19 protein-coding genes, 2 tRNA genes, 3 rRNA genes and 2 riboswitches (1 of these 26 only partly in view) are annotated in these 22,703 nt (G+C 40.3%); of the genes, 3 read left to right on the forward strand and 21 right to left on the reverse strand.

Going from position 1 to position 22,703, the window contains the following annotated elements; all coding sequences use genetic code 11:
- Nucleotides 1-174: 174 nt before the first annotated feature.
- From ACXAEO_RS19540 to groES, 9 genes are all read right to left on the reverse strand, one after another.
- Nucleotides 175-1,724: ribosomal RNA gene (locus tag ACXAEO_RS19540) — 16S ribosomal RNA — on the reverse strand.
- A 404-nt stretch (nt 1,725-2,128) separates the two neighbouring features.
- Nucleotides 2,129-3,454: an NCS2 family permease gene (locus ACXAEO_RS19545; RefSeq protein WP_474883858.1), complete on the reverse strand. Its 1,326-nt coding sequence runs from the start codon at nt 3,452-3,454 to the stop codon at nt 2,129-2,131.
- 147 nt (nt 3,455-3,601) lie between these two features.
- Nucleotides 3,602-3,703: riboswitch (purine riboswitch) on the reverse strand.
- A gap of 91 nt (nt 3,704-3,794) precedes the next feature.
- A complete protein-coding gene (gene guaA / locus ACXAEO_RS19550; protein ID WP_474883859.1) occupies nt 3,795-5,330 on the reverse strand; it encodes a glutamine-hydrolyzing GMP synthase in 1,536 nt (511 codons plus the stop codon).
- 120 nt (nt 5,331-5,450) lie between these two features.
- Nucleotides 5,451-5,552, reverse strand: a riboswitch (purine riboswitch).
- Nucleotides 5,553-5,586: 34 nt separating this feature from the next.
- Nucleotides 5,587-7,767 carry a DUF4129 domain-containing transglutaminase family protein gene (locus ACXAEO_RS19555; RefSeq protein WP_474883861.1) on the reverse strand — a complete coding sequence of 727 codons (2,181 nt, stop codon included), beginning with the start codon at nt 7,765-7,767 and terminating at the stop codon, nt 5,587-5,589.
- A gap of 31 nt (nt 7,768-7,798) precedes the next feature.
- Nucleotides 7,799-8,983, reverse strand: coding sequence for a DUF58 domain-containing protein (locus tag ACXAEO_RS19560; RefSeq protein ID WP_474883864.1), 1,185 nt, complete (start codon nt 8,981-8,983; stop codon nt 7,799-7,801).
- A 15-nt stretch (nt 8,984-8,998) separates the two neighbouring features.
- Nucleotides 8,999-9,949: an AAA family ATPase gene (locus tag ACXAEO_RS19565; RefSeq protein ID WP_474883866.1), complete on the reverse strand. Its 951-nt coding sequence runs from the start codon at nt 9,947-9,949 to the stop codon at nt 8,999-9,001.
- 360 nt (nt 9,950-10,309) lie between these two features.
- Entirely contained in the window at nt 10,310-11,341 is a 1,032-nt protein-coding gene (locus tag ACXAEO_RS19570; RefSeq protein ID WP_474883868.1) for a two-component system sensor histidine kinase NtrB, read from the reverse strand.
- A 225-nt stretch (nt 11,342-11,566) separates the two neighbouring features.
- Nucleotides 11,567-13,198: a chaperonin GroEL gene (gene groL, locus ACXAEO_RS19575; protein WP_474883870.1), complete on the reverse strand. Its 1,632-nt coding sequence runs from the start codon at nt 13,196-13,198 to the stop codon at nt 11,567-11,569.
- 82 nt (nt 13,199-13,280) lie between these two features.
- Nucleotides 13,281-13,565: a co-chaperone GroES gene (gene groES, locus ACXAEO_RS19580; protein WP_474884302.1), complete on the reverse strand. Its 285-nt coding sequence runs from the start codon at nt 13,563-13,565 to the stop codon at nt 13,281-13,283.
- Nucleotides 13,566-13,871: 306 nt separating this feature from the next.
- Here groES and ACXAEO_RS19585 point away from each other — a divergent pair, with 306 nt between their 5' ends.
- On the forward strand, nt 13,872-14,600 hold the full coding sequence (locus ACXAEO_RS19585) for a lysostaphin resistance A-like protein (protein ID WP_474883871.1): 729 nt from the start codon (nt 13,872-13,874) through the stop codon (nt 14,598-14,600).
- Nucleotides 14,594-14,800, forward strand: a complete 207-nt coding sequence (locus ACXAEO_RS19590; protein ID WP_474883872.1) for a YdiK family protein — start codon at nt 14,594-14,596, stop codon at nt 14,798-14,800. Before ACXAEO_RS19585 ends, ACXAEO_RS19590 begins: the two co-directional genes overlap by 7 nt.
- A gap of 61 nt (nt 14,801-14,861) precedes the next feature.
- On the opposite strand, the gene tatC is transcribed toward ACXAEO_RS19590, so the two are convergent.
- Genes tatC through moaC form a run of 4 tightly spaced genes read right to left on the reverse strand, consistent with a single transcriptional unit; the run spans nt 14,862 to nt 16,986 of the window.
- Nucleotides 14,862-15,608: a twin-arginine translocase subunit TatC gene (gene tatC, locus ACXAEO_RS19595; protein WP_474883874.1), complete on the reverse strand. Its 747-nt coding sequence runs from the start codon at nt 15,606-15,608 to the stop codon at nt 14,862-14,864.
- A 12-nt stretch (nt 15,609-15,620) separates the two neighbouring features.
- Nucleotides 15,621-15,791: a twin-arginine translocase TatA/TatE family subunit gene (tatA, locus tag ACXAEO_RS19600; RefSeq protein WP_474883875.1), complete on the reverse strand. Its 171-nt coding sequence runs from the start codon at nt 15,789-15,791 to the stop codon at nt 15,621-15,623.
- 34 nt (nt 15,792-15,825) lie between these two features.
- Nucleotides 15,826-16,467 carry a redox-sensing transcriptional repressor Rex gene (locus tag ACXAEO_RS19605; protein ID WP_474883876.1) on the reverse strand — a complete coding sequence of 214 codons (642 nt, stop codon included), beginning with the start codon at nt 16,465-16,467 and terminating at the stop codon, nt 15,826-15,828.
- A 33-nt stretch (nt 16,468-16,500) separates the two neighbouring features.
- Nucleotides 16,501-16,986 carry a cyclic pyranopterin monophosphate synthase MoaC gene (gene moaC / locus ACXAEO_RS19610; protein WP_474883878.1) on the reverse strand — a complete coding sequence of 162 codons (486 nt, stop codon included), beginning with the start codon at nt 16,984-16,986 and terminating at the stop codon, nt 16,501-16,503.
- Nucleotides 16,987-17,190: 204 nt separating this feature from the next.
- Between moaC and ACXAEO_RS19615 the strand changes: the two genes are divergently transcribed.
- Nucleotides 17,191-19,140: an ABC transporter ATP-binding protein gene (locus ACXAEO_RS19615; protein ID WP_474883880.1), complete on the forward strand. Its 1,950-nt coding sequence runs from the start codon at nt 17,191-17,193 to the stop codon at nt 19,138-19,140.
- Between the two features lie 50 nt (nt 19,141-19,190).
- On the opposite strand, the gene tsaD is transcribed toward ACXAEO_RS19615, so the two are convergent.
- From tsaD to ACXAEO_RS19655, 8 genes are all read right to left on the reverse strand, one after another.
- Nucleotides 19,191-20,207, reverse strand: a complete 1,017-nt coding sequence (gene tsaD, locus ACXAEO_RS19620) for a tRNA (adenosine(37)-N6)-threonylcarbamoyltransferase complex transferase subunit TsaD (RefSeq protein WP_474884303.1) — start codon at nt 20,205-20,207, stop codon at nt 19,191-19,193.
- Entirely contained in the window at nt 20,207-20,656 is a 450-nt protein-coding gene (gene rimI, locus ACXAEO_RS19625) for a ribosomal protein S18-alanine N-acetyltransferase (RefSeq protein ID WP_474883883.1), read from the reverse strand. Before rimI ends, tsaD begins: the two co-directional genes overlap by 1 nt.
- Nucleotides 20,657-20,670: 14 nt before the next feature.
- On the reverse strand, nt 20,671-21,372 hold the full coding sequence (gene tsaB, locus ACXAEO_RS19630) for a tRNA (adenosine(37)-N6)-threonylcarbamoyltransferase complex dimerization subunit type 1 TsaB (RefSeq protein WP_474883884.1): 702 nt from the start codon (nt 21,370-21,372) through the stop codon (nt 20,671-20,673).
- Nucleotides 21,353-21,838: a tRNA (adenosine(37)-N6)-threonylcarbamoyltransferase complex ATPase subunit type 1 TsaE gene (gene tsaE, locus ACXAEO_RS19635; protein WP_474883885.1), complete on the reverse strand. Its 486-nt coding sequence runs from the start codon at nt 21,836-21,838 to the stop codon at nt 21,353-21,355. The genes tsaB and tsaE overlap by 20 nt, the downstream gene beginning before the upstream one ends.
- Nucleotides 21,839-22,114: 276 nt before the next feature.
- Nucleotides 22,115-22,190, reverse strand: a tRNA-Asp gene (locus ACXAEO_RS19640).
- Between the two features lie 17 nt (nt 22,191-22,207).
- Nucleotides 22,208-22,284: transfer RNA gene (locus ACXAEO_RS19645), tRNA-Met, on the reverse strand.
- A gap of 11 nt (nt 22,285-22,295) precedes the next feature.
- Nucleotides 22,296-22,411, reverse strand: a 5S ribosomal RNA gene (gene rrf / locus ACXAEO_RS19650).
- Nucleotides 22,412-22,477: 66 nt separating this feature from the next.
- Nucleotides 22,478-22,703: ribosomal RNA gene (locus tag ACXAEO_RS19655) — 23S ribosomal RNA — on the reverse strand (it continues 2,706 nt past the right edge of the window).

Genomic DNA, 22,703 nt, shown 5'->3' on the forward strand with positions numbered 1-22,703 from the left:
AAGCTTTCACTTTCCTCAGCTATTACTGTTATCTAGTTTTCAAAGAACAACCATGCACCACTTGGTGCATTTGATATTGAAGGATGAACCTTCAAAACTGAACAAAACGTTTTCGTCAACGATTCTTACTGTCTAGCTACGGCATACGCCTTCGCTTTTCTTAGTAATCCTTAGAAAGGAGGTGATCCAGCCGCACCTTCCGATACGGCTACCTTGTTACGACTTCACCCCAATCATCTACCCCACCTTAGGCGGCTGGCTCCTTACGGTTACCTCACCGACTTCGGGTGTTGCAAACTCTCGTGGTGTGACGGGCGGTGTGTACAAGGCCCGGGAACGTATTCACCGCGGCATGCTGATCCGCGATTACTAGCGATTCCGGCTTCATGCAGGCGAGTTGCAGCCTGCAATCCGAACTGAGAACGGTTTTATGAGATTAGCTCCACCTCGCGGTCTCGCGACTCTTTGTACCGTCCATTGTAGCACGTGTGTAGCCCAGGTCATAAGGGGCATGATGATTTGACGTCATCCCCACCTTCCTCCGGTTTGTCACCGGCAGTCACCTTAGAGTGCCCAACTGAATGCTGGCAACTAAGATCAAGGGTTGCGCTCGTTGCGGGACTTAACCCAACATCTCACGACACGAGCTGACGACAACCATGCACCACCTGTCACTCTGTCCCCCGAAGGGGAACGCTCTATCTCTAGAGTTGTCAGAGGATGTCAAGACCTGGTAAGGTTCTTCGCGTTGCTTCGAATTAAACCACATGCTCCACCGCTTGTGCGGGCCCCCGTCAATTCCTTTGAGTTTCAGCCTTGCGGCCGTACTCCCCAGGCGGAGTGCTTAATGCGTTAGCTGCAGCACTAAGGGGCGGAAACCCCCTAACACTTAGCACTCATCGTTTACGGCGTGGACTACCAGGGTATCTAATCCTGTTTGCTCCCCACGCTTTCGCGCCTCAGCGTCAGTTACAGACCAGAAAGCCGCCTTCGCCACTGGTGTTCCTCCACATCTCTACGCATTTCACCGCTACACGTGGAATTCCGCTTTCCTCTTCTGCACTCAAGTTCCCCAGTTTCCAATGACCCTCCACGGTTGAGCCGTGGGCTTTCACATCAGACTTAAGGAACCGCCTGCGCGCGCTTTACGCCCAATAATTCCGGACAACGCTTGCCACCTACGTATTACCGCGGCTGCTGGCACGTAGTTAGCCGTGGCTTTCTGGTTAGGTACCGTCAAGGTACCAGCAGTTACTCTGGTACTTGTTCTTCCCTAACAACAGAGCTTTACGACCCGAAGGCCTTCATCGCTCACGCGGCGTTGCTCCGTCAGACTTTCGTCCATTGCGGAAGATTCCCTACTGCTGCCTCCCGTAGGAGTCTGGGCCGTGTCTCAGTCCCAGTGTGGCCGATCACCCTCTCAGGTCGGCTACGCATCGTCGCCTTGGTGAGCCGTTACCTCACCAACTAGCTAATGCGCCGCGGGCCCATCTGTAAGTGATAGCCGAAACCATCTTTCAACCAAGGACCATGTGGTCCTCGGTGTTATCCGGTATTAGCTCCGGTTTCCCGAAGTTATCCCAGTCTTACAGGCAGGTTGCCCACGTGTTACTCACCCGTCCGCCGCTGACTTCAGGGAGCAAGCTCCCATCTGTCCGCTCGACTTGCATGTATTAGGCACGCCGCCAGCGTTCGTCCTGAGCCAGGATCAAACTCTCCGAAGAAATGTTTGACTTGCTCATAAAATAAAAATTAAACGTTGACGTTTTGTTGTTTTGTTCAGTTTTCAAAGTTCATCGTCGCTGTGAAGCAACTTTTATATCATATCATATTGAATCATTTTGTCAACAACTTTTTTCGAACGTTTTTTGAACGTTTTGAAGTTGTTGGCGTCAATGTTTAATACTATACCAGCTCTTTTTTTTAAAAGCAATACTTTACTTCAAAAAAAATTCTCTATACTTATTATAACGGTTTTGAATCCTGAGAAGTTCGCTCCTCTATTATGTTAAAGACTTCTTTCTATAAGAATAAAGACAAACACCCTTCACCTCATTTCAATTAGGTAAAGGGCGTTTGTCTTTATTCAGTTTGATAATACGCGTCACATATTATCTTTTCATTCCATTTACTCTGCTAAGAACACAAAGTATAAGATAAAGACAAAGAACAAGGCGTACATAATTGGATGTATTTCTTTCGCTTTCCCTTTACAGATCATCGTCACGGGATAAAAAATAAATCCGATGGCAATCCCTGTTGCAATACTATACGTTAAAGGCATCATAATGATTGTTAAGAAAGCCGGCACCGCCACTTCAAAACGTTGCCAATCAATCTGACCAAGACTTGCTACCATTAACGCCCCAACGATAATAAGAGCCGGTGCCGTAACTGGAGCTGTCACTACCGCTAATAATGGAGAGAAGAACAAAGCAAGTAGGAAGAAACCTGCTGTTACGACAGAAGTAAAACCACTTCTTCCACCCGCCGCTACTCCTGCAGTAGACTCTACATATGATGTAGTTGTTGACGTTCCTAAAATAGCCCCAATAACAGTTGCTACAGAATCAGCCATTAGCGCTTTTCCTGCTCTAGGAAGTTTGTTATCTTTCATCAGACCCGCTTGGTTCGCTACCGCTACAAGCGTTCCTGCTGTATCAAAGAAATCAACGAATAAAAACGTTAAGATGACGACAAGCATTTGAACAGAGAACACTTGATCGAAGTTCATAAGCGCCGCACCGAATGTCGGTTCTAAACTTGGAATTGGAGCGATAAGAGATGAAGGAGGAGTAATTAACCCTGTTAACATCCCAGCAATGGCTGTAATCACCATCCCGATGAATACACCGCCATTAATACGAAGCACCATTAAAATTACTGTGACGACCACACCAAAAATCGCTAATAATGTATTTCCGTTTGTTAAATCTCCGATTCCAACTAATACCGCATCATTATTGACAATAATCTGAGCACTTTGCAGCCCGATAAAGGTAATAAACAAACCAATACCCGCACCGACTGCATGCTTTAATTCTGAAGGAATAGCATTAATGACTGTTTCACGAATCCCAGATAAAGAAAGAACAATAAAGACAAGACCCGAAACCATTACACCCGCTAAAGCAGTTTGCCAAGGAATTCCCATCGTTAATACAACAGTAAATGCAAAGAACGCATTCAATCCCATACCTGGAGCTAATGCTACCGGATATTTAGCTACAATTCCCATAATTAACGAACCAACCGCTGCCGCAATAGCTGTCGCTGTAAACACAGCTCCTTGATCCATTCTCATGCTATCAGGCAAATCCGGAATAACACTTAACGAAAGGGTTGCTGGGTTCACAAATAAAATATACGCCATGGCCAGGAACGTTGTTAACCCTGCCAAAAACTCTCGTTTATAATTTGTGCCTAACTTCTCAAACTCAAAATACTTTTTCATCTTCTTCCTCCCTCAATGCTTCCTTTTTCTTTATCTTTAACGCTCCCTTAATTTACAAGAAATAAAACAAAAAGACTTCCATCTACGTAATGGAAGTCTTGACTTAAGGGATAATGGCAAAAGTAGCCAAATAAATATTAAAAAAAGCCACTTTTCATCATACCTCGTAGTCAAGCCATTTACGGTAGCTCGGTAGAAACTCTTGGGCCATATCCCCAACATTATACGATGTATTTTCCGTATTCATTTTTCAACATGATTGTATCACCGTTACAAAAAGGAGTCAATAAAAAAAACGAACATTCATAGAAGAATGTTCGTTTTTGTTCGGATTTTCTACTTATTCCCATTCGATTGTTGCAGGTGGCTTACTCGTAATATCATAAACCACTCGATTAATATGATTCACTTCGTTCACAATACGAGTGGAGATAACTTCAAGTACTTCCCAAGGAATACGAGCCCAATCTGACGTCATTCCGTCAATAGATGTTACCGCACGGATACCGATTGTATAATCATATGTGCGCGCATCTCCCATGACCCCTACACTTCTAATATCAGGTAGAACCGTGAAGTACTGCCAAATATCACGCTCTAATCCTGCCTTCTTAATTTCTTCACGTAAAATAGCATCGGATTCACGAACAATTTCCAGTTTCTCCTCTGATACTTCACCTAAAACACGAATACCAAGTCCTGGACCTGGAAAAGGTTGTCGCCAAACAATTTCATCTGGAAGACCGAGTTCTTTTCCAAGTGCACGTACTTCATCCTTAAAGAGTGTGTTTAACGGTTCAATGAGTTTAAACTGCATATCTTCTGGCAGTCCGCCTACATTGTGATGAGATTTAATTGTTTGAGCTGTTGCTGTACCACTCTCAATAATATCCGTATAAAGTGTTCCTTGAGCTAAAAACTCAATCCCTTGTTCTTGGAACTTAGAAGCTTCTTCATCAAATACATAGATGAACTCATTACCGATAATCTTACGTTTTTGTTCTGGGTCTGATACACCTTGTAGTTTGCTTAAGAAACGTTCTTTCGCATCGATTTTCACGACATTCATATTGAACCCTTGAGAGAAAGTCTCCATAACGCTTTCTGCTTCACCTTTACGAAGCAATCCGTGATCAACAAACATACAGATTAATTGATCACCAACTGCTTTATGAATTAAAGCTGCAACAACCGAAGAATCTACCCCGCCGCTAAGTGCACATAATACTTTTTTATCGCCTACTGTTTGGCGGATTTTTTTCATTTCCATTTCAATGAAGTTTTCCATAGACCAATCCGCTTTACTTTGGCAAATTTCAAATACAAAGTTCTTCAGAATGTCATTTCCATATACAGAATGACGAACTTCCGGGTGGAACTGTACGCCGTACATTCGTTTTTCCGAATTGCTCATTGCAGCAATTGGACAAGACGGACTTGTCGCATCCACCTCAAAACCTTCTGGTGTTTCAGTAACGAGATCGCCGTGACTCATCCACACCACTTGTTCTTTTGGAAGGTCATGATAGATTTTTGAATCATTTTGTACAGCAATTGATGCTTTTCCGTATTCGCGATGATTCGCCGCTTCTACTTTTCCGCCTAAATGGTGCGTCATCAGTTGCATTCCATAACAAATCCCTAGGATTGGAATGTTAAGGTTGAAAATATCTGGATCACACGTAAACGCATTTTCACCATAAACACTATTCGGACCGCCGGAGAAGATAACCCCGGTTGCATTCATTGCTTTAATCTCTGCCGCTGTAATAGTATGAGGGTGCAACTCGCTATATACACCAAACTCACGGATACGACGGGTAATTAACTGGTTATACTGACTACCAAAATCTAATACAACAATCATGCCTTCCATTCTGTTCACCTCTTCATCAACTTTGCATACTAAACAGTATTATGTCCTAAAAATAAAAAAACTAGAATTCGCCCTAATACATAACAAAGGCAGAATTCTAGTCGTACATAATGATATACAAATAGAACATACTGCCTTCATAGTCAGGAAATTTACGGTAACCCGGTAGAGACTCTCGAACCATATTATCGAGGATATACGAAGGAATCATAACAACTATTTATTGAAATCATTCTATCAATCTGTTATTTACAGGTCAAGGTCTTGTCTTTTTGATTAAATTTTCCCACAATTCCACCGATTTAGTCCACTCACTATAGGAATCATCCCTTCGGTACAGCGTCCGTTCATACCTTTCCGTTAACATACTCATCTCTTTTGTTTGAAAGCAACCATCAACAAATTGGCCATATTCCCTTAGTGTTTGTCCTTCTTTCTTTTTCATGCCCCTTTTCCCCAATTGCTTCAACAAACTTAAATAGGCATCTTCAAATACACGCTCATCTTTTCTTCTTCTATACAAAAGAATGAGCCAATAGGGCACCCATTTTGTTTTAGTGGTATATATAAGAGCAGCAATTCCTGCCAAACATACAAACAATAGAAAAACTACTTTCTGGCTCGCAATGCCTTGATTACTTTGTGTTTTTGGGTTTACTTGTTCATTCTGTTGTTGTACCGGTTCCGGTTTTTCTTCCAAAGCAGCTGCTTCTTCTTGTTCTGGCACGCTTGGAGACGGGGCCGTTGGTGACACATCAGCCGTAAAGCTATACGGATTGCTGAAGCTCTTTGTTGGCTCAAATGGGACCCACCCTACACCTGGGAAATAAACCTCTACCCATGAATGGGCATTATTTTGAGTAATTTCATATCGTGTGTACTCATCGTTAATGGAACTAACCGCTTTTCCGTATGTATATCCTTTCACCCATCTTGCTGGTATATCAAGCGTTCGCAGCAGTACGACCATAGACGTTGAAAAATTATCGCAATACCCTCTTTTTGTATCAAATAAAAACTGATCCACATAATCTTCACTTTCACTTGGAGTGGCTACATTTTTCGTATCATATATATACGAATTAACTTGGAAATATCGTTCAATCGCTTTCGCTTGTTCATAACGATTCGAAAGCCCTTCTGTAATATCCTTTGCCAAACCTTTCACTCGATCAGGTAACGATGACGGAAGCTGCGTATACTTCTCATTAAACTGAGGTTCATCTTCTCTTTCATCCTTAGCATCTTGTGTCAGCATCTCTACTTGAAAGGACGGATATTCATAGACAGTCTCATAGCCGGATACCTCTCTCAAGCCTTCCCCACGATATGGATAAAGCTTTTCGGTCATTGGGTTAACCTTCAAATTTAACTCTTCGTTTAATCGGATGGATGTCGTAGACAACGGATACATCAAATGAAGAGATGGTTCAACAAATTGAATTGTTGATGAAAGTGAGGTTGTCTCGACTTTTTCATCATATCGAAAAACTCGAAACTCTTCCTCGTCGATAGGAATAGCGTTCATACTTTCCGATACTTCCCACCCCTTGCCAGAATAAAAATCCTTGGTTTCAATACGCCAGTAATGCTTTTCCGCTGATTCAGCATAAAAAACCACTGTGCTATCTCCAACAAAAGGGCCCCCTAATTGGGAATCATTCGTTCCATACCCTACTTTTTGAGTACGGGAAGATCCGTCTCTCCAATCCTCCCCCTTAGCGTACCCTTTTATAAATGGGACCGGATCTGGCCACTGTGGGTCAGGTTTGGGAAGGATGTAAGCTGTTGCTACAACGCCTAATACTATTGTAAAAAGGGTTACAATGAATGTTCTTGGCAATAATTTCACCTGAACTGAAAACACCTTTGCTCTCATCCTTTCCATTGAAAGAAAAAAGATCAAAAGAAAACCCACAATCACAGTACGTATTATTGAAACCGTTGCATCATACGGCAAAAAAGTATCAATGATTGTAATGTAACAAAGTGTCATGAAAAAAAATAAGAGAATTCTTTTTTGAATAAACACCCAATGATACACAAGGTAGCATAAAAGCCATAGAAGAATAAAAAATAATAAACTTCTAAACTCGGATGATAATTGATAAACGTCCAATGCCCAAAATAGCTGAATATCTTCTATCATTTTTCTTAGTAAAATAGCCAGCCATTTCCCGCTTATAAGCGGAGTATCGATATATAAAAGATGAATAGAAAAGGCGATATACATCCACTTCAATAAGGCGCTGGCAACCACTCTTATCCTCAACGTATAAATCCCTAAGCTCAATGCTACAAAAAGGACAAACACGCCATTTCTTTCGGTGTCAGTAATATATTTCAACGGGTTCAACCACTCATATAGTAAGAGAAAAGAAGCTCCATAAAAAAAGAGCATCAATGGCTGCTCACTCATTTGTCTCTGCACGTTCACTATTCCCCCCCTATCGTTTCACCATGAGGAATTAGTCCGTTTGTTCCGTCATTGAATCAAGAAATTCACGTTCCTTCACAATCCTCCATTGAATCTTTGGATTTAGCTGTGGTTCCGTCAGTGAGTATTCCTCCGGTATCACAATAATACTCATTACATGATGACCTCGCTTAACCATCATTTCTATGACTGCTTCCAACTCTTTATTTACCTCTGTTACAACTAAAATGAGATTCGTTTCGGGCGGTTGTTTGAGCGAGTATGAATAAAGCCTATCCGGAAACCGATTGTCTTTCTCTCCTTGTACCACCGCTAAATGACGAAAAACATCCTTTAGCGCAACCGAAGAATTCTTCAATGTTTTTGTAAAGACGATATCTCCTAGCGATATAAAATGAAGATCCTCCGCTCTTTTTTCAAAGGCTGATAAAATGGAAGCCGTAAACACAATTCTTGCTTCTAAGCCGCATCGGGCACTTCCATCCATCACAACTGTGAAACCACTTGTTTTTTGCGGCTCAAATTCCTTTGATACCAGTTGATTTTTCTTCGCGAACGCTTTCCAATCGACCCATGCAAAGCGGTCACCTGCCTGATATTCACGGATGCCTGTGATGACTTCACTCGCTTGATGAAAGAAATTCCGAGAAGCATCGGCTCCTCCCTCAGACAACCTCTGTATTATGTCAGGTTTTATCAGCGCAATCTTCGGATAAACCACATAATGTTCTTCTTGTACATAAAAAGCTTCTTTTGTTACAAGGCCAAAAAAATCACCCGTTCGAATTTTCATATTGTTAAAGATGTACTCCCCTCTCGGAAGCTGAAACAACGAATATTGAATCTCTATTTCTTTGCGAAAGAAGGGAAACACTATGATTTTAGATACATTTCCCCCGTAATGCTGTACTAAATGATGGGGCAGTTCATCTTCTATTAGGAGATAAAGCAACGGAAACCTACTTTTACGTGTAATCGTAATGGTTGCCTTTAGCTCATCTCCCGCTCGGTAGGACGACTGATTTAATGCTCGCTGAATGTTCATCCCCTGCAATGGATAGAGCATAACGGCCAACGAATAGCATCCAAACGGTGCAAAGCTATAAAATAAAAACCAACTAACAAAACCACCTTGAAACATCGCATACACAAACGTTACACAAAGGAAAAACAGCACGGTCATAACAGGAATAGCTCTCATGAATAATCGCTTCAAACGTTTCATTATCCTTTACCTTTTAATCGGAACACGCACTTGCTCAACAATTTGTGTGACGACGTCTCCTGCGTTAATTCCACTAAAACGGGCTTCTGCTTTCAACATAAGGCGATGAGGTAAAACGTGAGGCGATAGTTTTTGCACATCATCTGGAAGGCAGTAGTCTCTTCCTTGTAATAACGCAAGCGCCTGCACGCTCCTCATTAAAGCGATTGAACCACGGGGGCTGACTCCTAATTGAATCGCCTGATGCTCCCTCGTTTGATGCACAATGTGTACGATGTACTGTTTAACTGTTTCATCTACATATACTTGCTTCGCTTGTTGCTGAATCTCCACCAATTCATCAATAGTCATGACAGGCTCCAATGCTTCAAGTGGATCATCCATTCCTAAACGGTTTAAAATTTCGATTTCCTCTTCCATTGATGGGTATCCCATGCTCAATTTCATTAAAAAGCGATCCAGCTGTGCTTCTGGGAGGGTGTGGGTCCCTTCAAAGTTTGTTGGATTTTGTGTCGCCATGACAAAAAACGGAGTTGGTAATTTTCTTGTCACACCGTCTACCGTTACTTTCCCTTCTTCCATCCCTTCTAATAAAGCGGACTGTGTTCTAGGAGAAGTACGATTAATTTCATCCCCTAATACAAGATGACTCATGATGGGACCCGGTCGATACTCAAATTCCGCTTCTTTCGGATTATATATCGAAACTCCCACTACATCAGACGGCAGTAAGTCAGGAGTAAATTGAATACGTTTAAAGTCTGTATTGATGGATTTGGCTAGCGCTTTAACCATCATCGTTTTGCCGACACCAGGAACATCTTCCAGCAACACATGGCCTTCCGCAATTAAAGCAAGTAAACTTAAGACGACCACTTCTTGCTTGCCGACCATGACTTTTTCAACATTTTCAATCACCTTATGCAATTTTTCTTGTACCGATGTTAAACTTTGCAAGCAAGTGACCTCCTCTAAGCTGAAATTTTATCTTTACTCTCTTCTTCACCGCTCTTTCAATCTCCTGTTTTCAAAGCAAAAAAGGCCTATGCTCCTTAATGAGCATAAACCTTTTGGCGTGCAGTGTTCAACCTCCTTATCAATCATAATATCCCAAACGCCAAACTCGCTGCTTAATTCTTTGAATGAACCACTAGAAAGATATACATCCATTATCGTTTTCTTAACAATCATTATTATGTTTTTTGGATTTTCAGCTTTATAAAACCCCTCTTTTTCTTAGCATATATTGTAATAATTTAATAAGGATGTGTCCATAAAGCTATATTAATTTCGCTTTTTGTCATGAAAGCATTATTATCAATGTACAAAACGAATGTTAAAAGTAGTGCCATTATGATTTGTCTTAAAATCAATTTTAGCATTATTTCTTTGTGCAATTGAATAACAAATAGATAAACCTAAGCCCGTTCCATTCTCTTTCCCAGTCAAAAAAGGAGTGGGGATGTCATTTATTAAACGTTCAGGAATCCCACTACCTTCATCTTTAATACATAGAATAACAGCTCCGGTTTCTTTATATGTAATAATCGAAACGGTATTTCCTTCTTCCATGGCGTCTAAAGAATTATTAATCATATTTAATAAAAGTTGTCGTATCTCATCTTGATCTACCATTATATTGGAGATGTTTCCTAATCCTAACTTTACAAGTTTTCCTTCCTTTAAGGCCCTTGTTTCAAGTAAAGGATATAACGATGTGATAATTTGGTTCAAAGAAGAATTTTTCTCGTTCCTTGCTTTATTTCTAGCTAAATTCAAGAACTCAGCAATTATATTATTCACACGGTCTATTTCATCAATCATCAATTTGACATGACTGTCATAGTTCTCCAAATCTTCGTCCTTGGACATAATCTGTAAAAATCCTTTAACAGTAGTCATCGGATTTCTAACTTCATGCGCCACTCCTGCCGCCATTTCACCAATAATTTTTAACTTATCATAATATCTTTCTTCTCTTTCTCTTTCCTTGATTTTTGTTATATCGCTAAAAACACATAACAAACCCTCTTTATTAGGAAAGACTTTTACTTCAACAATTCGATTTGAATACAATGTTACTACTTCAAACGATTGCAGTTCCTGCTCTTCAAACGCTTTATTGTAGAGATAATAAAGTTTTGTCCCTACATAATTAGGTAACACATCCCAAAGACACTTCCCTAACAACTCTTCTTTTGGTTTCTCGATTATTTTTTCAGCCGCTCGATTAATAAATTCGAATTCCATTCTTGAGTTCAAGAAATAACAGCCTTCTTTTATATTATCCAAAATTTCTAACATACTTATATTTGAGTGAAATATTTCCGTGTCAATAATAATCACCACTTTTCTTATATTCTAGAATATTTTTACATATCAATATCAAGAATATTCTATAAATAGGATATAACTCCTTCCCCTCTTAAAGAAACAATTCACCATACATTACGAGAAACGATGGTAAAGAGGTTACCATTGTCGAGAAAAACAAAAAAGAAGCTCCTCACAAGTTTACTCAACTTATGAGAAGCTTCTTTAAAAACCTTATATAAAGGCTTTCGGGAGCATGAATTACATCATGCCGCCCATTCCACCCATTCCGCCCATGTCAGGCATTGCAGGCATTTTGTTTTCTTCTGGCTTATCAGCTACAACTGCTTCAGTTGTTAAGAACATAGCCGCAACAGATGCTGCGTTTTGAAGTGCAGAACGAGTTACTTTTGTTGGGTCTACGATACCCGTTTCGATCATGTTAACCCACTCGCCAGTAGCTGCATTGAAGCCTGTGCCTACTTCTACACCTTTTAAGCGTTCTACAATAACTGAGCCTTCTAAACCAGCATTGTGAGCGATTTGACGAACTGGCTCTTCCATCGCACGTAATACGATGTTGATACCTGTTGCTTCATCACCTTCTGCTTGAATGTCTGCTACTTTATTGTAGATGTTCACTAACGCTGTACCACCACCAGCTACAATACCTTCTTCCACTGCAGCACGAGTAGAGTTTAATGCGTCTTCAATACGTAATTTGCGCTCTTTTAATTCTGTCTCTGTCGCAGCACCAACTTTGATTACCGCTACGCCACCAGATAATTTTGCTAAGCGCTCTTGTAATTTTTCTTTATCGAACTCTGAAGTTGTTTCTTCAAGCTGTGCTTTAATTTGGTTCACACGAGCTTCGATGTTAGCTGTATCGCCAGCACCGTTAACAACTGTTGTGTTTTCTTTTGTCACAACCACTTTAGCCGCACGACCTAATTGGTTGATGTTTGCAGACTTAAGGTCTAAGCCTAACTCTTCTGTGATTACTTCACCGCCTGTTAAAATGGCGATATCTTGAAGCATCGCTTTACGACGGTCACCGAATCCAGGAGCTTTAACTGCAACTGCTGTGAATGTACCGCGAAGTTTGTTCACTACTAACGTAGCTAACGCTTCCCCTTCTACATCTTCAGCAATTAATAATAATGGCTTGCCTTGTTGTACAACTTGCTCTAATACTGGTAAGATTTCTTGAATGTTTGAAATCTTTTTATCTGTGATTAAGATATATGGATTTTCAAGAACTGCTTCCATTTTATCAGAATCTGTTACCATGTATGGAGAAGCGTAGCCGCGGTCAAATTGCATCCCTTCAACCACTTCTAATTCTGTTGTGAAGCCTTTAGATTCTTCAAGTGTAATAACACCGTCGTTACCTACACGCTCCATTGCTTCTGCGATTAATTGGCCTACTTCTTCGTCAGCTGCAGAAATGGCCGCAACTTGAGCGATAGAAGCTTTGCCTTCGATTGGCTTAGAAATTGCTTTTAATTCTTCTACAGCTACAGCTACTGCTTTTTCCATTCCTTTACGAACACCCATTGGGTTAGCGCCAGCTGTTACGTTTTTAAGGCCTTCACGAATCATCGCTTGTGCTAAAACTGTTGCAGTTGTTGTACCGTCACCAGCAACATCGTTTGTTTTGCTTGCAACTTCTGCTACTAATTTCGCACCCATGTTTTCGAATGCATCTTCTAATTCGATTTCTTTCGCAATTGTCACACCATCATTGGTGATTAATGGAGAACCGAATTTTTTCTCTAAAACCACGTTGCGTCCTTTTGGTCCAAGAGTTACTTTTACCGCATTCGCTAATTGATCCACACCGCGAAGCATCGCACGACGAGCTTCTTCACTGAACATAATCTCTTTTGCCATGTTTGTAGACCTCCTCAGAAATAGTAATATATTTTAACAATCATATGATATTTGGATCGTTCAATTAAGTAAAAATATGAAATTAGCCAATAACAGCTAAAATATCGCTCTCACGCAAAATCAAGTATTCTTTGCCTTCGAATTTCACTTCTGTACCAGCGTATTTTGAGAAGATAATGCGATCACCTTCAGCTACTTCAAGAGCAACGCGCTCACCGCTGTCTAGTACACGACCAGTTCCCGCTGCTACTACTTTACCTTCTTGAGGCTTTTCTTTCGCAGTATCCGGTAATACAATACCGCTTGCCGTTTTTTCTTCAGATTGTACAAGCTCAATTACTACGCGATCACCTAATGGCTTTAACAAGTGAAACAACCTCCTCAAATATATATCCATCGTATTAGTTTCTTATTAGCACTCATCATCTTTGAGTGCTAACACAATTATTATATTAAATAAACTGACTTTTTTTTGCAAGTAAAAATATAAAAATTTTTCAATTGTGAAACTTTCGCTTTCATCGGTCTATATTAGATTATTTCTCTTTCCATGTATTCTAAACCTGCCTTACTTGATAAATGATTGCGACTTTAAACATGACCTCATTTGTTATTTATCGTACTATGTTACAATATAGTGTATATAAACGATTGCTGAAAAGGAGTATGCAGATTGAAGAAACAATATTGGCTTATCATTTTGACATATGTCGTAATGCAGCTCTCTGGAGTTATTGGCATTGATTTGCTGCTTTCTCTAGGTGTAGCATCTGATCAGCCTCTTACGATTGCCCAACCATTAGCTGCAAGCTATTGGACCATTATTAGCTTCTCTATCGCTCTTATCATTGTTCTTTTTTTATTAAGAAACGACATGAACATGCGACAACCTACTTCCGTCTCGAAAACATTCCTTTGGTCTATTTTCGGCGTATTTCTTGCTTTGGCTGCGCAATCCATTGCAGCTATGATTGAAATGAATGTATTAGGAATTGAACCCGGTTCTCAAAACACGGAGTTCATCGTAGATTTAGTGAAAATGACGCCTCTCCTCATTATTGTGACGTCCGTTATTGGACCTATTTTGGAGGAAATCATTTTTCGTAAAATCATTTTCGGCACACTTGTTCCTAAACTCGGCTTTTTCTTATCAGCTCTTATAAGTGCCATCGTCTTTGCATTCGTTCATCTCGATTTTAGCCATCTTTTAATTTATACGGCCATGGGATTAGTTTTTGCCTATTTATATTCCAAAACGAAGCAAATTCTTGTTCCGATTGTGGCGCATGTTATGATGAATACGATTGTCGTATTAGGTCAAACCATTTTTGCGGATCAACTGGAAGAGATGCAACGCAACGCAGAGCAAATGCAAATTATTTTGGGAGGCTTTTTATGGTGAGAAATCCGTCCCTCTTTATGGGGCTTATTTATGTGTTAATGGGGGCATTATTTACGTACCTTGCCGTCGGAAGTGCAGAAAAAGGGCTTTTTGACTTCGGTACCATTTTGCTGATGGCAGTCGCGGCTTTTGATTTCGGCACAGCTCTACGTATTTTCAACCTTCATTATCAAATTAAAAAGCTTCAACAGCAGAAATAAAAATATCTATGTAAAAGGGCCCTTTACCAATTGAACATTGGCGAAGGGCCCTTTTGCTTCGTTACATGTTAGCTTGAGCTTCCTGCTCAGCTTTCAATACTTTACGGTAAGCAGATTTTGAGATGATAATACTAATTTCATAAAGAAGCAGTAACGGCACTGTGACCATTAGATGAGAAATAATGTCAGGCGGCGTAATGAACGCAGCAATGACCAATAGGAAAAAGTAGGCATACCTTCTCACATTCGCTAAAAACATCGGTGTCACAATCCCTAGCCTTGTTAAAAACATAACAATAACAGGAAGCTGAAACAATAAACCGAACGGCAGAACCAGCTTCAGCAAAAACTGAAAATATTCATTAATGCCAATAACTTGTTGAATGTTTAAATCATTCGCCAGCCCTGTCATGAAATGAACGACAAATGGAAACAAGATAAAATAAGCAAATGAAATGCCCCCTAAAAACAAAAACAATGAAGCGGGAATATAGCTTAAAGTCACTTTTCGTTCTTTTTCATAAAGACCTGGACTGATAAAGGCCCATAGTTGATACAAAGCAATGGGCGAAGATAAAATACATCCGATGATAAAAGCAAACTGCATATAGATTTTAATTGGATCAGTCAGCCGAAAGGCATTCATCGTTAATTCCTTCGCTTCATCTGCCTGTTGCAAATATAAAATAATCGGCTTTACTAAGAAAAATGATCCAATGGTAGCCGCTAAAAAAAAGACAATCGTAATGATTACCCGCTTTCGCAGCTCTCCAATATGATCATACACAGACATTTCTTGTTCCGTCATAACACTCATTCCTTACTTTTCGCTGCGCTTATCGTCATCATCATCTGCTAATCCCTTAGTTGCATCTTTAAATTCTTTTAGCGTATGACCTGCTGCTTTTCCAAGCTCAGGTAATTTCTTTGGTCCAAAAATAAGCAATGCGACAAGGGCAATTAATAAAAAGCTACCAAATCCTAAACCCATAAATACCTGTCTCCTCTCATCTTAATTAACCTGTTTAAAGATCCTGCGGATAGTTCTTTAAGAAATACACAAGTGATTGAAGTTCCACTGCCAAATCAATGTGATGGATGCGAATAGAGTCTGGTACACTAATACGAGCTGGCGTAAAATTCAAGATTCCTTTAATTCCACTTTTAACTAAGCGGTCTGTAATTTGTTGCGCTGCACTTGCTGGCACCGTTAAAATTGCAACTGAAATCTCTCCCGTAATTTTCTCCTCTAAATCATCTAGATGATAAATGGGTACTCCACCTACATTTGTGCCTACTTTATTTTTTTCAACATCAAAAGCAAATTCAATTTTCGTATTATTGTTCTTAATGAAATTATAATTTAAAAAGGCGGTTCCTAAGTTTCCCACTCCAATGAGGGCTACTTTCGTGACTTCGTCTTGATCTAACGTTTTCCTAAAAAAGGATAGCAAATAATTGACATTATAGCCATAACCTTTTTTGCCAAGTGCTCCAAAATAAGAAAAATCTCTACGAATGGTTGCTGAGTCCACTTTAACAGCCTCGCTTAATTCAGCTGAAGAAACACGTTGTTTTCCTGAAGAATGCAAGTTTTTCAAAAAGCGATAATAAAGAGGCAATCGCTTCGCAGTTGCTTGTGGTATTTTTAATTGCTCAGTATTCATGGTTCCCTCCCACAATCCAAAAGCCTGTATATATTATAAATTCTCTCTCTTAAAATCTCCGTTCTTCCCACCTGTTTTTTCTACTAAATATGTAGGTCCGATTACCATGGCTTTATCAATCGCTTTGCACATATCGTAAACCGTCAGCGCACATATAGAAGCAGCAGTTAACGCTTCCATCTCGACTCCTGTACTTCCTTTAGTTTTGACCTCTACTTGAATATTTAGTAAATAATTTGCTCCTTTTTGACTCCATGAAAAAGAAATGTCTACCCCTTTTAAGGCAATAGGGTGACACATCGGTATGACATCAGCCGTTTTCTTAGCCGCCATAATTCCAGCGACTTGTGAAACCGCTAACACATCTCCTTTTCCAATCTCTCGCTTCTCTATTTTTTGATAGATTTCTTCATTCACTTCTACACTGGAAACCGCAACAGCTGTGCGGAACGTTTCAAGCTTTTCCGAGATGTCAACCATCTTCGCTCTACCTTGATCGTTAAAATGCGTCAAACTCACATCTTCTCCTCCTCTATTTATGACTATACACTATTTTCATCCATCTGTCTCTTATGCTCCCTGCATTTCATACACACTAATAGGTAGCAATCTGGATAAAAATGGACTTACTTCTCCCATTATATCAGCATAAATAATATTGGACAGTTGCTCGGGATTCATACATTACGATACACTAAACCTATACTAATAGAGGTGAACCATATGATTCTTTTACAATTAAATAACATCGCCAAGTATTTTGGTGCTGAACCTGTTTTAACAAATATAAAAATGGAGATCCAATCCAAAGATCGAGTGGGACTTGTCGGCCGCAATGGAGCGGGAAAATCGACATTGTTAAAGATTATTGCTGGTCTTCATTCCCATGACCAAGGCGAAATCATCAAACCAAAAGGCATTACCATTGATTACATGGGGCAAAGCACCATTTTGGAGTCGGAATTATCCATTTGGGACGAAATGATGACTGTCTTCCAGCCTTTACGACAATTAGAACATCAACTTCGCACATTGGAACAGAAAATGGGAGATCCAGACCTATTAAACGATGAAGCACAGTATGAAAGACTTCTCCGTGAATACGACCAATTACAAATCTCGTTTAAAGATCAAGGCGGTTATCAATATGAAGCGGATACCCGATCAATCCTTCACGGCTTTCGTTTTTCCGACTATGATTATGAAACACCGATTTCTACTTTAAGCGGGGGACAAAAAACACGATTAGCGCTGGCAAAGCTGTTGCTCACGAAACCGGATTTACTCATTCTCGATGAGCCTACCAACCATTTAGATATTGAAACACTATCTTGGCTTGAACAATTTTTACAAAATTATGCAGGCGCAATTTTAATCGTCTCGCATGACCGCTATTTCTTAGATAAAGTGGTTTCGCAAATTTATGAAGTTTCTCGGACAACGGTAACAAAATATATTGGCAACTATTCGAACTACTTAATTCAAAAAGCAGAACAGTATGAGCGCGACTTAAAGCAGTACGAAAAACAGCAAGATGAAATCGCCAAATTAAATGATTTCATTCAACGCAACCTTGCTAGAGCCTCAACAACGAAGCGAGCACAAAGCAGAAGAAAACAGCTGAATCGCATGGAAATGCTGTCCAAACCTCAAGGTGATGAAAAATCAGCCTCTTTCCTGTTTGACATTGAACGTCAAAGCGGAAATGAAGTGTTGAAGCTAGAGGATGTAGCGGTTTCGTATCGTCAGGAAGAGGCTCCGGTCATTAATGGCATTAGCCTTCGCATGACAAGAGGAGAAAGCATTGCTTTAGTGGGACCAAACGGAGTCGGAAAATCGACGTTATTGAAAGCCATCACCGAACAGCTTCCTACACAACGTGGAGCTATTCACTTCGGTTCAAATGTCACCGTTGGCTACTACGATCAAGAGCAAGCAAATTTAATATCCAATAAAACGGTCCTGCAAGAACTATGGGATGATTATCCAACAAAAAACGAAAAAGAAATCCGTACAGTACTTGGAAACTTCCTCTTTTCAGGTGAAGACGTGCTTAAACCCGTTTCTACTTTAAGCGGCGGTGAGAAAGCCCGTCTTGCTCTTGCTAAATTAATGATGCAAAAAGCCAATTTCTTAATTTTAGATGAGCCTACTAACCATCTTGATTTAGACAGCAAGCAAGTATTAGAAAATGCCTTAATTGACTATCCTGGGACTCTTTTATTTGTATCCCATGATCGTTATTTCATTAATCGTATCGCTACAAAGATTGTGGAATTGTCTGCTCATCAGGCTGACGAGTATTTAGGCGATTATGATTATTATGTCGAGAAAAAAGCCGAGCTTTTAGAGATTCAGCAGCTAGAAGAACAGGAGATGCAAAATGGAGCGAAAGCTAACAAGGAAGCAGCTCTTGAAAAAAACTCATATGCGCAAGACAAAGAAGCCAAAAAACTCGCTCGTCAGCGAAAACGCCGCCTCGAAGAAATTGAAGAACGTATTCAAGAGCTAGAAGCGGCCATTGCTAAACATGAGGAACGATTATGTGATCCCCTTGTTTATCAAAATCATGAGGAAGTTCAAAGGATTAATAAAGAAAAAGAACAAGATGAACAACAACTAACGGAACTAATGGAAGAATGGGAACAGCTTCAGCTTCTTCTTGAAGAATAAAAAAGCTGCCTGAAACAGGGGAACATCCCCTCTTTTCAGGCAGCTTCTTTTTAGTTCTCTAAGTCAAGACCAGGATTGGCGTTTAATGCCATTGTCGATAAGCGCCCTTGTTCAAACAAGACACTTCCCGCAGCTCCAATCATAGCTGCATTATCAGTACACAAAGACAATGGGGGAATGACAAGCTCAACATGATCTAAGGAAGAAAAAGCCTTCTCCAATTCACTTCTTAACCCTTTATTCGCCGCTACTCCTCCAGCTAGTAACACTTGCTTCACATTGTACTCTTTTGCAGCGCGTATCGTTTTTCCCACTAGTACATCAATGACGCTTTGCTGAAAGCTTGCAGCCAAGTCCGTCGGCTTGATTTCCTCACCTTTTTGATTTGCATTATGAACGGTATTAATGACAGCTGACTTCAATCCACTAAAGCTGAAATCATATGATCCTTCTTCCAACCATGCTCGTGGCAATGAATAGGAAGGTTCTCCCTCATGAGCTAAACGGTCGATATGGGGCCCTCCTGGATAAGGAAGATTCAACGTTCTCGCCACTTTATCATAAGCCTCACCTGCTGCATCATCTCGTGTCTCGCCTATAACTTCAAACTGACCATGCTCTGGCATGTATACGAGTTCCGTATGGCCACCCGATACGACTAAAGATAACAAAGGAAATTCCATTTCTTTGACTAAACGGTTCGCATAAATATGACCAGCGATATGATGAACCCCTACTACAGGTTTTCCATGAGCAAATGCCATTGCTTTGGCTGCATTCACACCAATGAGTAGCGCTCCAACCAATCCCGGCCCTTCCGTGACCGCGACTGCATCAATGTCTTCAAATGAAATGTTGGCCTGCTTTAAAGCCTCTTCCACGACAAGTGTAATTTGTTCCACATGATGCCGAGACGCAATTTCCGGCACAACTCCGCCGAATCTTTTATGGCTATCAATTTGTGAAGCAACTACATTTGATACAATGTCCACTCCATTTCGAATAACGGCTGCAGCTGTTTCATCACAACTTGTTTCAATTGCTAAAATTAATTGTTTTTTATCCATCATAATTTCACCCACATCACTAAAGCATCCTCTTGATTATCCGTATAATAATTTTTTCGAATTCCACCATTTTCAAAACCTAATTTTCTGTAGAGAGATTGAGCTACATAGTTTGACACCCTTACCTCAAGAGTCATCGTACAAGCTCCTAAATTTCTAGCCTCTATCATTGCTTGATTAAGCAAATCTGTCCCTAATCCTTTACCTCGATATTCCGGTAATAGAGCTATATTAGTGACATGTGCTTCGTCTAAGACAATCCATAATCCACAATAGCCAATAATTTTTTCGTCTTCTTCCATTACTAAATAGCGCGCATATTGATTATGAGTTAATTCGTTATTAAAGGCTTCTCGGCTCCATGGAATGCTAAAGGATAACCTTTCAATAACAAGAATTTGATCAATATCTTTCATCTCCATGAATCGAAAAGTAATCAATGACTTCATTCCTGTACTTCTCCTTAACCCTTATCTTTCTGAGCAGCTAACCAATTCGCTTCTGCTTCAGCCATTCGAATGTAGTTTGGAACAAAATCATGCACATTATCGATAGGTTGCTTCTCCATTCCAATCAACCCTAGCTCACTTGGACGCGGATTTTGTTGAGTTACACGTGAAAAGACCGCAAGCTCGCCTAACCCAGCAGAGAATACTGGTTCATGGAGTGATACATCATTGCCAACAAAAAGAATTGGACATTCATATGCTTTTAATTGCTTTGCCCATTTATCATTCATGACAAGCCGGTCTTCAAGCACATTTGTTAATTGGCCATTTTCATATTGATAAAGTCCTGTATAAACTTGTCCTCTTCTCGCATCAAAAACTGGCGAAATATACCCGTGAAAGTAACGCCCATTTGTCGCAAGCGCTTCTAAACTCGAGACACCTACTAATGGAATATTCAAAGTCCATGCTAACGTTTTAGCAATGGTCACGCCAATTCTTACGCCTGTATACGAACCAGGACCTTCCGCTACCACAATTCGTTCTAATTGAGCAGGTTTCACTGCGCATTCTTCCATTAAAGACTGAATCGCAGGCATCAGTCGGACAGAATGATTCTTTTTCATGTTTGTAATCATTTCCCCTATTACTTCTTCTCTATCTAAAATAGAGACACCCATTACATAATTAGAGGTATCAATTGCCAGAGTTTTCATCTTTTAAAAGCTCCTTACAAATATCAATATATTTTTGGCCATGAGCCTTTAAGGTTAAGCGTCTTGCTTCTGCTGCTTCATGATGAAGATTGATTTCCAATAATTGCTCTGGAAGTTGTTCTTGAATGAGATGGGCCCATTCAACTACAGTGACGCCATCTCCCTCAAAATACTCATCAAACCCTAAGTCTTCAAAGCTATCATCAAGTCGGTAAACATCCATATGATATAAAGGCAAGCGTCCTCCTTTATATTCTTTTATAATCGTGAAAGTCGGACTATTAACGTTTCTCGTAATTCCAAGTCCTTTCGCCAGTCCTTTTGTAAAAGTCGTTTTTCCTGCCCCTAAATCTCCCTCTAATAATAAGACATCTCCTGGTTGTAGTAAATGAGCCAGTTTCGATGCAATTGCCATAGTTTCTTCTGGAGAGTATGTAAACCGTACAAATGATTGTTGTGCTCCCATATAATACGCCTCATTTCAAACTTCTTTTTTATCAATGACAACTTTACTTTATTGTAAACTCCCTTTTATCATCCTATCCAAATATAACAAGCCTTAACTTTATAAGTAAAGAGGACAGCACAATTTGATAAAGGAATGCATATTTTCATGCTCAGCATAAAAAAAAGTCCCTAGGACAAGTAATCCTAAGGATGCAAAACGGTTAAAGTGATTTAACAAAAATGATGAACAAATAAAAAAACGAAACTTATTGTTTCGTTATTACTATACTAAATATGGCGGTCCCGACGGGACTCGAACCCGCGATCTCCTGCGTGACAGGCAGGCATGTTAACCACTACACCACGGGACCACACATGTGAAATAATTTGGTTGCGGGGACAGGATTTGAACCTGCGACCTTCGGGTTATGAGCCCGACGAGCTACCAGACTGCTCCACCCCGCGATAATATAAAAGCCTGGCAATGTCCTACTCTCACAGGGGGAGACCCCCAACTACCATCGGCGCTGAAGAGCTTAACTTCCGTGTTCGGCATGGGAACGGGTGTGACCTCTTCGCCATCATCACCAGACAATATGAAGGTTATTCCTTCAAAACTAGATAACTGCAGCTGAGAAAAGCACGTTGTGCTTTAAAATTGGTTAAGTCCTCGATCGATTAGTATCAGTCAGCTCCACACGTCGCCGTGCTTCCACCTCTGACCTATCAACCTGATCATCTTTCAGGGATCTTACTAGCTTGACGCTATGGGAAATCTCATCTTGAGGGGGGCTTCATGCTTAGATGCTTTCAGCACTTATCCCGTCCGCACATAGCTACCCAGCGATGCCTTTGGCAAGACAACTGGTACACCAGCGGTGCGT

The organism is Bacillus sp. ABA4_010 (genome assembly GCF_056159105.1).